Source organism: Arthrobacter sp. MAHUQ-56, assembly GCF_019710585.1.
GTDB lineage: Bacteria > Actinomycetota > Actinomycetes > Actinomycetales > Micrococcaceae > Arthrobacter.
This window is the reverse complement of record NZ_JAIFZQ010000008.1, coordinates 257,808-270,185: the sequence shown is the minus strand read 5'-3', so window position 1 is coordinate 270,185 and position 12,378 is coordinate 257,808. Positions and strand designations below refer to the sequence as shown.

At 66.7% G+C, this 12,378-nt stretch carries 16 protein-coding genes; 11 read left to right on the top strand and 5 right to left on the bottom strand.

The features are described 5' to 3' along the window. Window positions 1–42 precede the first annotated feature (42 nt). Together K4G53_RS05405 and K4G53_RS05400 are read left to right on the top strand one after the other, a co-directional pair. A complete protein-coding gene (locus tag K4G53_RS05405) occupies window positions 43–1,203 on the top strand; it encodes a Vms1/Ankzf1 family peptidyl-tRNA hydrolase (RefSeq protein ID WP_221384464.1) in 1,161 nt (386 codons plus the stop codon). A 42-nt stretch (window positions 1,204–1,245) separates the two neighbouring features. Next, complete coding sequence (locus tag K4G53_RS05400; RefSeq protein ID WP_221384463.1) at window positions 1,246–1,533, top strand: hypothetical protein; 288 nt, start codon at window positions 1,246–1,248, stop codon at window positions 1,531–1,533. A 49-nt stretch (window positions 1,534–1,582) separates the two neighbouring features. Here K4G53_RS05400 and K4G53_RS05395 read toward each other — a convergent pair whose 3' ends face one another. Further along, window positions 1,583–2,116 (bottom strand): MarR family winged helix-turn-helix transcriptional regulator, encoded by a 534-nt coding sequence (locus tag K4G53_RS05395; protein WP_221384462.1) that lies wholly within the window; start codon window positions 2,114–2,116, stop codon window positions 1,583–1,585. A 277-nt stretch (window positions 2,117–2,393) separates the two neighbouring features. Here K4G53_RS05395 and K4G53_RS05390 point away from each other — a divergent pair, with 277 nt between their 5' ends. From K4G53_RS05390 to K4G53_RS05380, 3 genes are read left to right on the top strand one after another with little or no spacing between them, the layout of a single operon-like run. Next, complete coding sequence (locus tag K4G53_RS05390; RefSeq protein WP_221384461.1) at window positions 2,394–3,254, top strand: hypothetical protein; 861 nt, start codon at window positions 2,394–2,396, stop codon at window positions 3,252–3,254. Beyond that, window positions 3,251–3,682, top strand: coding sequence for a phage holin family protein (locus tag K4G53_RS05385; RefSeq protein WP_221384460.1), 432 nt, complete (start codon window positions 3,251–3,253; stop codon window positions 3,680–3,682). The genes K4G53_RS05390 and K4G53_RS05385 overlap by 4 nt, the downstream gene beginning before the upstream one ends. Further along, a complete protein-coding gene (locus K4G53_RS05380) occupies window positions 3,679–4,341 on the top strand; it encodes a DUF3618 domain-containing protein (protein WP_221384459.1) in 663 nt (220 codons plus the stop codon). Before K4G53_RS05385 ends, K4G53_RS05380 begins: the two co-directional genes overlap by 4 nt. Before the next feature lie 89 nt (window positions 4,342–4,430). Here the strand turns inward: K4G53_RS05380 and K4G53_RS05375 are convergent, their stop codons facing one another. Continuing rightward, window positions 4,431–5,255, bottom strand: coding sequence for a LysR family substrate-binding domain-containing protein (locus tag K4G53_RS05375; protein ID WP_374226147.1), 825 nt, complete (start codon window positions 5,253–5,255; stop codon window positions 4,431–4,433). On the opposite strand from K4G53_RS05375, the gene K4G53_RS05370 reads away from it, so the two are divergent. Next, complete coding sequence (locus K4G53_RS05370; protein ID WP_221384457.1) at window positions 5,218–5,622, top strand: DUF5997 family protein; 405 nt, start codon at window positions 5,218–5,220, stop codon at window positions 5,620–5,622. The two genes, K4G53_RS05375 and K4G53_RS05370, sit on opposite strands and share 38 nt — an antisense overlap. An 87-nt stretch (window positions 5,623–5,709) precedes the next feature. Here the strand turns inward: K4G53_RS05370 and K4G53_RS05365 are convergent, their stop codons facing one another. Next, the gene (locus K4G53_RS05365; protein ID WP_221384456.1) at window positions 5,710–6,090 is read right to left on the bottom strand and encodes a VOC family protein; all 381 of its coding nucleotides are present in this window, start codon (window positions 6,088–6,090) and stop codon (window positions 5,710–5,712) included. Window positions 6,091–6,260: 170 nt separating this feature from the next. Between K4G53_RS05365 and K4G53_RS05360 the strand changes: the two genes are divergently transcribed. Beyond that, window positions 6,261–6,875: a hypothetical protein gene (locus tag K4G53_RS05360; protein ID WP_308287825.1), complete on the top strand. Its 615-nt coding sequence runs from the start codon at window positions 6,261–6,263 to the stop codon at window positions 6,873–6,875. A gap of 60 nt (window positions 6,876–6,935) precedes the next feature. Continuing rightward, window positions 6,936–7,544, top strand: a complete 609-nt coding sequence (locus K4G53_RS05355; protein WP_221384454.1) for a hypothetical protein — start codon at window positions 6,936–6,938, stop codon at window positions 7,542–7,544. Between the two features lie 27 nt (window positions 7,545–7,571). On the opposite strand, the gene K4G53_RS05350 is transcribed toward K4G53_RS05355, so the two are convergent. After that, on the bottom strand, window positions 7,572–8,054 hold the full coding sequence (locus tag K4G53_RS05350) for a pyridoxamine 5'-phosphate oxidase family protein (protein ID WP_221384453.1): 483 nt from the start codon (window positions 8,052–8,054) through the stop codon (window positions 7,572–7,574). Window positions 8,055–8,120: 66 nt separating this feature from the next. After that, window positions 8,121–9,512, bottom strand: a complete 1,392-nt coding sequence (locus K4G53_RS05345) for an NAD(P)/FAD-dependent oxidoreductase (protein ID WP_221384452.1) — start codon at window positions 9,510–9,512, stop codon at window positions 8,121–8,123. A gap of 138 nt (window positions 9,513–9,650) precedes the next feature. Here K4G53_RS05345 and K4G53_RS05340 point away from each other — a divergent pair, with 138 nt between their 5' ends. The 3 genes from K4G53_RS05340 (at window position 9,651) to K4G53_RS05330 (ending at window position 12,303) form a co-directional block, all read left to right on the top strand. Continuing rightward, a complete protein-coding gene (locus K4G53_RS05340; protein WP_260323269.1) occupies window positions 9,651–10,379 on the top strand; it encodes a TetR/AcrR family transcriptional regulator in 729 nt (242 codons plus the stop codon). A 67-nt stretch (window positions 10,380–10,446) separates the two neighbouring features. Next, a complete protein-coding gene (locus K4G53_RS05335; RefSeq protein ID WP_221384450.1) occupies window positions 10,447–11,574 on the top strand; it encodes a mandelate racemase/muconate lactonizing enzyme family protein in 1,128 nt (375 codons plus the stop codon). 24 nt (window positions 11,575–11,598) lie between these two features. Next, window positions 11,599–12,303: a FadR/GntR family transcriptional regulator gene (locus tag K4G53_RS05330; protein WP_221384449.1), complete on the top strand. Its 705-nt coding sequence runs from the start codon at window positions 11,599–11,601 to the stop codon at window positions 12,301–12,303. The last annotated feature ends 75 nt before the right edge of the window (window positions 12,304–12,378 follow it).

Below are 12,378 nucleotides of genomic sequence, written 5' to 3'. Positions count from 1 at the left end.
GACAAGAGCCTGTGATACCACTCACGCGCGAAGGAGATCGTCATGGCAGAACGAGGCAGCACCAACAGCGGCTCCAGCCTGAAGGCATATGCGGACCTGTGCCGCCTGGCCGGACCCTGGTGCACGGCGTACGTCGACGCCGGAACCGGAACAGTGGACACACTGGAGGCCGGCGACGTCAGGCCGGGAAACGTGCGCGCGCAGCTCGAAGCCCAGGGCGCGACTGCGGCGGACATGGACGCCATGGAGCAGGCACTCAAGCCCGCGGCGGGAGTTCCTGCCCCGGTTTCCCGCTATGTCCTGGTGCACCAGGGCAGGGCCGTACTCAATGAAGTGCTTCCGGGAAGGCAGGTGTTGCCGGAGCGCGTGCTGGTCAGCCCGGTCCCGGACCTGTTGCCCGTGGTCAAGCACCGCCCTGGAGAGTTCCCCTACGTCGTGGCGGAAGTAAGCCGGGAGCACGGTGAAATCCGGTTGTACCGCGCCGGCGCCGGCGGACCCGCCGCTGTCCAGGAGGTGGAGGGCGAAACCGAACACGTCCACAAGTTCCACGGAGGCGGCTGGTCGGAACTGCGATTCCAGCACCACACGGAGGATGTCTGGCGCCGTAATGCGGATGAAGTGGCAGGGGAAATAGACAGGGTGGCCAGGGCCAGCGGCGCCCGCCTGATTGTCCTCGCCGGCGACATCCGCGCCCGGGGGTTGGTCCGGGACCAGCTGTCCGATGCGAGCCGGGCGCTCGTGTCCGAAGTGGATTCCCACACCCACACCGCCGGGGCGGACAGCGCCAACCTCGAGGACCAGGTCAACCAGCGGGTGGCTGAACTTTGGGCTGCCGGGCAGCAGGATGTGATGGACCGGCTGGCCGTGCAGGAGGGCCAGGGGAACCCGGAGTCGGCCGTCGGCATCGGGGCCGTGGTCCACGCGTTGCAGCAGGCGCAGGCCGAGGTCCTGATCCTGGATGATGCGGCCCTGTCCGAGCGGACCTTGCTGGCCCTGGACGCGGAACCGTGGGTTGCCCTGGGCGAAGAAGAGACGTTGGCTGCAGGCATTCTGGGAAAGGTTCCCGCGCCCGCGGCACTGCTGCGGGCGGCGGCGTTGACAGATGCCGAGGTCCTTCTGGTTCCCGGACCGGTCCTGCCCGACGGCGCGGATGCCGCGGCCGTGCTGCGCTGGTCCACGGGGCCCCAGGTACCGGAGTCCTAAGCGCCCTGCCAAGCAGGAAAGCTACCGAAGGGAAGGTGCACCATGAGCACTGCAGATGAAAACACTGATGACGTCCTGGGGAGCGTGATGGTCCCGGAGGAAGATGCACTTCCGAACCCCACCCGCACCGGGCACGGCAAGATGCCCGAAGTGATTGACGACGACGATTACCAGAAGGCGGCCGAGCAGGAAAGGGTAGCGGCAGGACTGGCCGACTATGCACCCAGCGACGTCCCGCCGGCCACAGACCCCCTTCCGCCCGAAGCCGCGGAGGAGGCGGACCTGGCCCAACGCGGTTTGCTGGAGGAAGGCCAACAGGACAACGGGTAGCAGCGAAGCGGGGCCGGCCGGCATGGGCCGGCCCCGCTTCTGGATTGCGTCAACTCTGGTGGGGCTGATCGCTGGCCCGCAGGCCACTTGACCGGCCCGCCTGAGGCCGGTGTCCGGCCCGATGTTCGGGCGCCACAAAAGGGACAACGCCCGTATCACGGTTGAGCGGTACGGCACGCACGAATTTGGTCAGCTCATCGCGGAGGGCCTTCCAGGCGATTTCGGGATCATCCGGATAGGCATTGATCTCCGCCTGCCTGGCTGCGTCGACGGCACTCGCGCCCGCCTCCGTCAGCTCGACCTTCAGTTGCCTCCGGTCGCTTGCCTGGCGGGTCCTGGTGATAAGTCCGGCCGCTTCCAGCCTGGTAAGGACCCGGCCCAACGTCTGGCTTTGGACGCGGATGGTGTCGGCGAGCTGCTCCTGGTTCAGTGGTCCGTCCGTCAGCCCCTCCAAGGCGATAACGGCGGCGCGGGTCAATCCAAGCGGCGCCAGGGCATCGTCCTGCCGCCGCTGGATCAGGCGCGCCGCCAAAGTAATCAGGCGGTAGCTGCTCCGGGCATCCGGATCGAGATTGCTGGTCATCGGCCGCGGCCTTCCTGTAGTGGGCGAAGTACGGGTGTGACCCCTTCATGCGTCGCTACCCTTCTACAATAAGCATGCTTAGCATCATATTTGCAAGTAGGCTTACTATCCACTCGGTGCGCCCGCCCGCGTCGTGCCGCCAATGTGAAAAGAGTGCGGCATCCCTTGCAATCGAAATGGAAAGTGTGCTTAGTATCTAATTAGTAACCTTGCTTACTAAGTTGCCAGCACTGCTGGTTCTTGATCGCCAGCTAACCCTTTCTGAAAGAGAGCGAAGATGACAGAGAACCAATGGCCCCAGACTCCCACCCCCACCACCACTGACCCATACGGCACACAGTCCTATGGCGAAGCAGGAGTAAGCCCGCAGCACGCCGCTTACCCATCGGATGCAGCAGGGAACAGGGAAGAAGCCTCGAACGTAGCCGGGGAGGCCGCATCCGCCGCCCAGAACGTTGCCCAGACGGCGAAAGAGGAAGCCGCGAATGTTGCTTCCGAGGCAAAGGCCGGCGCGCAGGACCTGCTGCACCAGGCCCGCGCGGGGTTGACCAGCCAGGCCGGCACCCAGCAGCAGAAGGCGGCCGAAGGCATCCGCAACATCTCCAGCCAGCTGCACAGCATGGCCAGCGCCCCTGACCAGCAGGGCGTCGCCGGCGACCTGATCCGCCAGGCGGCCGAGCGCACCTCGTCGATGGCCACCTGGCTGGAAAACCGCGAACCGGGCGACCTGCTCACTGAAGTCCAGCGGTTTGCCCGCAACCGCCCCGGCACGTTCCTGCTCCTCGCCGCCGGCGCCGGCGTCCTCGCCGGGCGCCTCACCCGCGGCCTCACCGCCGGAGCCCCCGAAGCCCAGGGTCAGGTCCAGGCCGCCCGGACGCAGCAGCCGCAGCCCAGGCACTCCGCGCCGGTGGCTCCGATCCACAATGAATCCGTCTATGCGGCCGGCACGGACGACCTCTTCGACGAACCGGTCGTCAGCAGCGCACCGCCTGTCTCCACCAGCACTTTGCCGGCCGGCACCGCCGAAGATACGCCCCTGCGCTACGAGGACGATCCCTACCGCGCCGAGAACGGTGTCTACGCCCCCGGCGAGGAGCCGTTCGGCACGGGAGGACCGAGGGAAGGACGCCAGCTGTGAGCAGCCAGATTCCTGAGACGCCGCCGAGTGCGGCGCACCTGAAGGCCGATACCGCCTCGCTGGGCGAACTGCTCGGGGACGTCACCCGGGACCTGTCCACCCTGATGCGCCAGGAAGTGGAACTGGCCAAGGCCGAAGCCAAACAGTCAGCCACCCGCGCCGGGAAAGGCGCCGGCATGCTCGCCGGCGCCGGCGTCGGCGGACACTTCGTCCTGCTCTTCCTCTCCCTGGCCCTGATGTTCGCCCTCGGCGCCCTCATGCCCCTGGGCTGGGCCGCGCTGATCGTCGCCGTCATCTGGGCCATCACCGCCGCGGTCCTGGCCAGCATCGGCCGCAAGGAACTCAAAGAGATCAAAGGCCTGCCCCAAACCAGCGAAACACTCTCCGAAATCCCCCCAACCCTAAAACCAGGTGAGGTAAACCGATGAGCGAGAACCCCGACGTCATCCGCGCAGACATAGAAGCCACCCGTGCCCGCCTGGGCACCAACGTGGACGCCGTCGCCGACAAGGTCACCCCGTCCAACATCGTCCACCGCCAGACCGACAAGGTCCGCGACGCCGTCACCGGAGTCAAGGAGAAAATCATGGGCGCAGCCGACACCGCCACCACCAAAGTCCACGACACCACCACCACCGGCGCAGGCCACACCACCAACGCCCTGCACAACGCCGGAGACAGCCTCCACGACGCCAAAGACACCGTCTCGGCCAAACTCACCGACGCCGGCCAGGCCGTCTCCCACACCCCCGACCAGGTCAAAGCCAAAACCCAGGGCAACCCCCTGGCCGCCGGCCTGATCGCCTTCGGCGCCGGCCTGCTCGTCTCCTCCCTGATCCCGCCAAGCCAGAAAGAACGCGAAGCCGCGGACCAACTCAAAACCGCAGCCCAGCCCCTGGCCCACGAACTCACCGACGCCGCGAAAAACATGGCCCAGGACCTCAAGGAACCCGCCCAGGAAGCCATGGAAAACGTCAAAGCCACCGCCACCGACGCCGCCCAAAACGTCAAAGCCGAAGGCCAAACAGCCGCCACCGACGTCAAAGACCGCGCCACCGACGCCAAAGACAACGTCCAAAACACCTAAACCAGGGCGAAATTGACACAGCCGGCTCCGCAAAAGCGGGGCCGGCTGTGCCGCGTCCCTGGACCCTTGGCTCCGGGGAGCTTCCTGGCTTAGCGTTTGCCTTTCTTGCGGGAACCCTTGCCCCTGCCCTTGTCCGGGTTGGGTGCGTACCGCTGCGCAACTTTCGGGGCCTTTTTTGGTGCTGGGCCGCGGCGGTCCGGTTTAGGTTCCTTTTTCGCCTTTGCCGGCTGCGCCGAGGGCTGGCGGGAGCTTTGGGCCGTCCGGCCACGGACGATCCCGATGAACTCCTCGAGCACCTCATCGGTGGGGTCGCTGGGCCAGACCAGCGCGATGTCGGTTCCGGCCGCCCCGGTGAGCCTGCGGGCCACGGTGTCCTTGACGTTGAAGTGCCGCGCGACGGGCATGGGAAGGATCACCAGTCCGGCCCCGGCGGCGACCACCTCAAGGGCCGGCAGTGCTCCGCCCAGGGCAGGAACGTCCAGGAACGCTTCCTGTTCCAGGTCCTCGAGCGCCACTTCCTCGAACACCGAGATCTCATGGCCCTTGGGGGCAACCACCACGGGCTGCTCCTCGTACAGGGGAATAACGCTGAGGCCTTCCCGCTCGACGGGGAGCCGCACGAAGCCCATGTCGGCAGTTCCGGCGCGGACGGGCTCAAGCTGGGCGTCGCCGTCGTCCACCATGAATGCCTTCAAAGGTATATGCGGCATCCGTTCCTCCCAACGGCGGATCCACTTGCCGGGCGTAACGCCGGAAACGTAGGCGATTCGCAGTTCGCGGGGGGCTGCCTCGGCAGACGCGGCGTCGTTGTCTGCTGCAGGGGTATCGTCGGCTGGCACGTCTTCACAGTACCCGCCGCCCGGATACCCTTGAAGCATGACCTCTGCAAACTCCCAGTCCATGAAGCCGGCCACCGTTGCCAAGAAACTTGGCATCTACCTGCCGGCAACGCCGCAGGAGTTCCAGGATTCGACCATTACCCGTGAGGAATTCGCCGAACTCCAGGCCAACCCGCCGGAATGGCTGGCCGAGCTCCGCCGCAACGGCCCGCATCCGCGCCCCGTGGTGGCGCAGAAGCTGAACGTGTCCATCAGCGGCCTTGCGCGCGGCGGCGTGGAAGAAGCACTGACGACGGCGGAAATCACCGCTCTGCTGCAGGCTCCCCCGCAGTGGCTGGTGACCGAGCGCGCCACGCATGCGGCCGTCCGCGCCGAAGCCCAGCGGGTCAAGGAAGAGGCTGCGCAGAAGGCGGCAAAGAAGGATCGCGCCCAGGCCAAGTAGGCCGCAGGCGCGTTTCAGAAGCTTGTTCGCCTGTCAGGACCTTGAACGTCCGGACGCGCGAACAAGCTTCTGTTGTATCCCGGGCCCTCAGTCCTGGTGGATCTGGACGTAGTTGCCGCAGCCGTCGTCGAACACAGCGCTGGTGCCAAACGGATCCGTGGTGGGCGGAGTCTTGAAGCTGACACCGGCTGCAACCAGCCGGTCATACTCTGCCTGGACGTCCGGGACCCCGAAGACAATGGCGGGCAGGCCGGCCTCGCGCACGGCGTTCATGTAGTTCGCGCCGATCGGGTTGTCGCTGGGCTCAAGAAGCAACCCTACGGAGCTGTCGTCCGCGCCCGGGTCCTTGATGATGTAGAGGTTGTACTCAGGCATGGCCATGAGCGTGTCGAAGCCCAGGGTTCCTGTGTAGAACGCGTGGGCGGCGGCGGGATCCTGGACATGGATGCTGCACATTTTCAGTCTCATGGCCCTACGCTACCGTCCGCCCGGGGCCGGTTCGCAGTCGCTGAGTTATCAAATTGCCGCCATTGACGCTCCGCCTTGAAGAGGGTGCAATGGAAGGACCAGTCCGGCGTTACCGGCCGGTGCCGGGTGTCGATGGGAATAACGGGCGCTGGAGGTGCAGGGTGTCAGGCGTGGCCGAGTCTTTGGTACAGGGCCTGCTTCACGGTGCGTGGGCGGTCCTGGTGTGTGGTCCGGTGCTGGTTGCCAGCGTGGCCGCCACCGTCTTTGTTGTACGACGGCGGGCCCTGGCTCCCAAAGACGGGGAACCGGAGCGTACGGACCAGCTGTTTTGGGACCTGTTCCTCGGTGCGTGCGTGGCCCTTCCTGCTCTGCTGATCCCCGCACTGTTCTCGCCATGGGCGGGACTGGTCCTGGCCGGGGCGGCCGGCGCTTCCGGCATTGCCGCCTACCGGGTCACCCCCCGGTTCCTGGCCCGGCGCAGCGCCAGGCGTGAGCACCGCCGGGAGCTCGCGGCACACCAGGTTGCCCGGGCGAGGCACGACGAACTCATGGTCCGGTGGCGCCGCTATGAACTGGACCCGGCCTCCAGCATCGACTACCCGGCGCTCATGGATGTGCGGCTCCCGGAGACGTCCGCCCTGATCAAAGCAATGCGCAAGGCAGACGAGCTGCGCACCGTTCCCCACCAGGGCTACCCGGACGCCGTCGGCAGCCTGGCCGCGTCCCTCGCCGCGGCGGAACGGGCGGCAGGGATCCCGCCGGCCCGGGCGGCTGGGCAGGCCTGACGTTAACTGCTGTGTCGGCAGCGGTGGAACCGGCCGGGCGGCCGGCGATAGCATCCCAGGATGAAGCCTGAGGAATTTCCGGCCCATGACCAGTACGGCCGGCTGCTGGAGGACCGCGGGGTCTGGCGGCAGGCCACCACCCTTGAAGGGGCCGGCGAGCTGACCGCCCGCTGGCTGGAGGGTGGCAGCTCGTACCAGCCCGGACATTTCGCGCCCGCCTTCGACGCCGAAACCGGGCCCCTTGCCGCAGCGCTGGCGGAACTGAACCGGAACGGCTTTTTCACCAGGGAATCACAGCCCGGCATCCTCGCCGATGCCGGGGCCCAGCGGGAATACGTCACGGGGTTTTGCAGTGCCGCCACTGCGGCGGAACTCCTGGCCCTTTCCACCCGCACCGAACTGGTGACCGTGGCCCATGCCCCCGGCGAGGCCAGCAGCGCTGCCATTCCGGTGACCATTGCGGGGACGGAGGTCACCACAGTTCTTGGCTCCAGCGAAAACCCCGTGGAGGAGGAGCAGATCCGGGACTGGGCGGAGGAAACAAATGACGCCTTGGCCCTCCTGCTCGCGGACTCCTGGTATGTGGAGATCCTTGATCCGGTGTGGGGGCGCAATGGCGTGCTGCTGCCGGCAGTGCTTCAGGCATTGAAAAAGGCGGCGCAGCCTTAGCCGCCCCGCCCCTTTCAACATCGGGTATTACAGTTCCACGGTGCCGCTTTCGCCAACGCTCATGCGGCTGTGCGTCACCTTGGACTTGACCCATTGCAGGACCGTTGCCGCCGTTCCGCCCGGGCTGGTCCAGTACTCGGTGGAGTCGGAGTGGATGTGCAGCAGGCACACCTCCGGGGTGTCCGGACCGTCCGGGAACCAGGCCTCCACCGCCTGGTTCCACAACTCATGGATCTTGGCCCGGTCGGTGACCACCTGGGCGGTGCCGGCCACAGAAACCCACTCCGTGTTCTTGCCGAAGGCGACGTTTACCCGGGAGTCCCTGCGGACGTGCGCCACCTGCGAGGTGCTGAGCCCGGTGAAGAACCACATGTCGCCGTCGTCCTTTACCTCCTGGACGGCCAGCGGCCGGCTGACGAGGGCGCCTTCTTCGTTGATGGTGGTGACCATCCCGATCCTGGAATCGTTGATGATTCCAGTAACCTTGCTGATGCTCTGTGCGTCAGTCATGCCTCACCTCGTTCGTCGAAAGTCGGGGACGCTCCCCGCCGCCAGCCTATTAGTAAGCATGCTTATTTACCAGCCGGCTGCCACCGGCACCTTCGCTAGTTCCACGATGCGGGCAGCAGTCAGGCGGCCCATCCGGATGGCACCGTCCACGTGCTGGTACCCCTCGGCTGCAAGGTCGGAGCAGGACCAGTAGATGGGGCCGACCGGGGCGTGCTGGTCCTTGCCGTAGCGGTGCAGGCCACCGAGGTCATAGCTGGATGCATAGGCGCCGCGGGTCCATTCCTCCGAGCCCCAGTCGGATTCGTAGTAGACCTCCGGGGCGAGTGCCTCGCCGCCGAGGTAGCCTGCGATCGATTCCAGGATGGCCTTCCTCCGGTCCTCGGCCGAGAGCTCGAACATGGCGTCGGCCTTCTCATCCGAGACGAAGCCCACCAGGGTGCCGCGCGGATCCCCGTGGTTGGTGTTGTCGTAGACCTCCTGCACCAGGGCGTCGGCACCGAAGCAGGTGCCGGACAGCCCCTTGTCCCGCCAGAAGGGGGTGCCGTAGACGGCGTGGACCTTGATGACCAGGCCCAGGGACTGGTGCTGGTGCATCTGGTGCTGGCGGCGGGGCAGCGGCGGGTTAAAGGAGACGCGGGAGTAGAGGTTGGGCGGCACCGCCATGATGACGAACCGGGCGTTGACGGTGGCGCGGTCCGAGACAGCGCTCACGCGGTAGCCGCCGTCGGTATCCGGCTCCCAGTTGATGGTGCGCACCGGAGAGTCGAGGACGACGTCGTCGCCCAGCTCGCGCGCCTGCAGCAGCGAGACCTGCTGCATCCCGCCCACCACGCGGCGGTCCAGGATGAAGTCCTCGTCCGTCAGGTGGGTGAAGGACCCCGCGGAGGCTGCCATCAGGACGGCCTGCAGGGCGGAGAAGGCGTGGGCGGGCTTCGTCAACATGCCGCCGGCAATGAAAAGGCCGATGTTCCTGCAGGCTTCTTCGTTGGCCGAGTTCTGCCGGAGCCAGTGCTGGAAGGAGATGGTGTCCAGTTCGCGCGCCTTGGGGTGCGCCCAGGGCTCAGTGGGTCCGATCTCGGCGGCGAGTCCGTCCAGGAGGGCCACCAGGCGGTCCATTTCGACGGCGGTGGCCGGGTCGACCGGGAATGAGTCGCCGGTGTAACGCACGGGCACCCCGTCCGCGCCGATGTAAATGGACTCACCCTCGCGGTAGCGCGGGTAGGTCTCCAGGTTCAATTCCTGCAGCAGCTCCAGGAGGGCGGTCTGGTCCGGGGAAACCCACTGGCCGCCGATTTCCAGCATGGCCCCGTCGACGGTGTCCGTCCAGGTGCGCCCGCCCACGCGGTCACGGGCTTCAAGGACGGCGACCGTGAGGCCGGCCTTCTTCAGTTCACGCGCGGCAGTCAGCCCGGAGGGCCCGGCTCCAACGACCACAACGTCGCGGTTCAGGTTCAGCATGATGTCCTCTCTGCGGCCCATCGGGTGACGGGGACCACTAAATGAATGCCATTCATTTATTAGCACTATAGCCCGTGCCCGCCGGGAGCGGAAGTCCCGGATGGAATAATGCTGGAGACCACCAACGAAAGGGCGGCAATGCCGGCAGTACCAGCCGCGACAGGACGATCCACCAGCAATGGCAGTGCACAGAGAAGGCGGGCAGGACGGCCCTCGGCGGCACTCCTGGACAAGGCCGGGATCACCGCCGCTGCACTGGAGCTGGTGAGCCGCAAGGGGTATGAGGGACTGACCATGGCCGCCCTGGCCAAGGCGCTGGATGTGGCGCCCTCAGCCCTGTATAACCACGTGGCATCCAAGCAGGACGTACTGCTCCTGGTGGAGGACCACCTGATGTCCCTGGTGGATGTCTCCGGCTTCGAAGCCGGACCATGGGAAGATGCCGTCCGGACGTGGGCCTGGAGCTACCGCGACGTCTTTGCCGAACACACCCCACTGATCCCCGTGATCGCCGTCCTGCCGGTCACGGACGCACCCCAAACCCTGGCGATGTACGAAACCGTGAGCAAGGGATTTTCGGACGCGGGGTTTCCGCAGGAAAGGATCGTGCCCGCCATCGTGGCGCTGGAGTCCTTCATTTTCGGGTCCGCCTACGACGTCACCGCCCCCGAAGACATCTTTGAATCGGGATCCATGGCGGATTCCACCCCCCACTTCACGGCCGCCGTCCACAGTTCGGCAGCTTCAGGTGCGGCCGGACAGGCCGGGAAGGAAGGGGGCCGCCAGGCGGACACCGCCTTCAGCATGGGGCTGGACGCCCTCGTCTCCGGACTGGGTGCACTGCGGGGCAGGGCCGAATACTTGTAATACAAGTTACAGACTTATATCCTAAGAGTGTGGGCGAAGGAGCCCAGTCCCGCCCCTAGGAGAATCCATGAGCACCGTCGACCTGATCCGGCACGTCAAACTGTCCACCGCCCGGCTGCCCCTCACCGTCCCCATCAGCGACGCCAAGGTCTTCACCGGCCGGCAGAAGCCCATGACCGAAGTGGTCTTCCTTTTCGCCGAGATCACCACCGAGCTGGGCCACAGCGGCATCGGCTTCAGCTACTCCAAGCGCGCCGGCGGCCCGGCGCAATACGCCCACGCCAAGGAAGTCGCCGAAGGCCTTCTCGGTGAGGACCCCAACGACATCGCCCGGATCTACACCAAGCTGCTTTGGGCCGGCGCCTCCGTGGGCCGGTCCGGCGTCGCCACGCAGGCCCTCGCCGCCGTCGACATCGCTTTGTACGACCTCAAGGCCAGGCGCGCCGGACTGCCGCTGGCCAAGTTCCTGGGCTCCTACCGTGATTCCGTGCGGACCTACAACACCTCCGGCGGCTTCCTCAACGCCACCCTTGACGAGGTGAAGGCCCGCGCCTCGCAGTCCATCGAGGAAGGCATCGGCGGCATCAAGATCAAGGTGGGCCTCCCGGACAGCAAGGAGGACCTGCGCCGCGTGGCCGGCATCCGCGAACACATCGGTCCGGACGTGCCGCTCATGGTGGACGCCAACCAGCAATGGGACCGCGCCACCGCCCTGCGGATGGGCCGCCAACTCGAGGAGTTCAACCTGGTCTGGATCGAAGAGCCCCTGGACGCCTATGACTTCGAGGGCCACGCGCATCTTGCCCAAGTCCTGGACACCCCCATTGCCACCGGGGAAATGCTCGCTTCCGTGGCAGAACACAAGGGCCTCATCGCTGCGAACGGCTGCGACATCATCCAGCCGGACGCACCGCGCGTCGGCGGCATCACCCAGTTCCTCCGCCTCGCCGCCCTCGCTGACGAACGGGGGTTGGGACTGGCACCGCACTTCGCGATGGAGATCCACCTGCACCTCGCGGCCGCCTACCCGCGCGAGCCCTGGGTGGAACACTTCGACTGGCTGGACCCCCTGTTCAACGAACGCCTGGAAACCAAGGACGGCCGGATGATCGTCCCGGACCGTCCCGGCCTCGGCGTCACCCTCAGCGACCAGGCCCGCGCCTGGACCACCGAGAGCGTGGAGTTCGGCGCCTAACGTTGACGCCGTAACCTTGGAACCATGAGCCGGAACCTCACTGCGGACCTCGCCGCCGACCTTCGCAACCGCATCGTCGACGGCGTCATCCAGCCGGGCGAGAAGCTTCCCAGCGAGAACACGCTGATCAGCGAGTTCGGCGTCAGCCGGACCGTGGTGCGTGCCGCCCTGACCCGGCTGCAGGCGGAGGGACTGGTGGAGACCGAGCGGGGCCGCGGCAGTTTCGCCCTCACTCCCCCCACCGACGGGCCTGCGGCGGCACCGGGGGCCCGTCCGGTGGCCACCACCGAGGACAGGCTGCACCTGCTGGCGTTCCGCATGGGGGTGGAGACCGAAGCCGCGGCCCTGGCTGCCCGCAACCGTACGGAACGGCAACTGCGGGCGGTGGGCACGGCACTGGAAGCCTTCACCGAAAGCGCCGGGCACCCCGCCCAGGCCATGAAGGCGGACTTCGAGTTCCACCGCGCCGTGGCCACGGCGTCCGGCAACCCCTATTACTCAGATTGTCTGGCGTCCCTGGGCCAGACCATGATCGCCATGCCGCGCGCCCGGCTGATGACCGGGGACGAACACTATGCCCGCGACCACTTCGACCAGGTGGTGCAGGAGCACCGGTCCATCCTGGACGCCATCGCGGACGGGGACGAGGCCGCAGCCGCGGCGGCCATGCGCAGCCATCTGGCAAACTCACGACGCCGGTTCAAGGCTTCGGCGCGCCCGCCGGCTTAGGCCCCCGGCCGCCGTCGCCTCCTCACCTTGTTCGCGAAACCCAGCCTTCTAGGCACCTGATCCGCGAACAAGCCA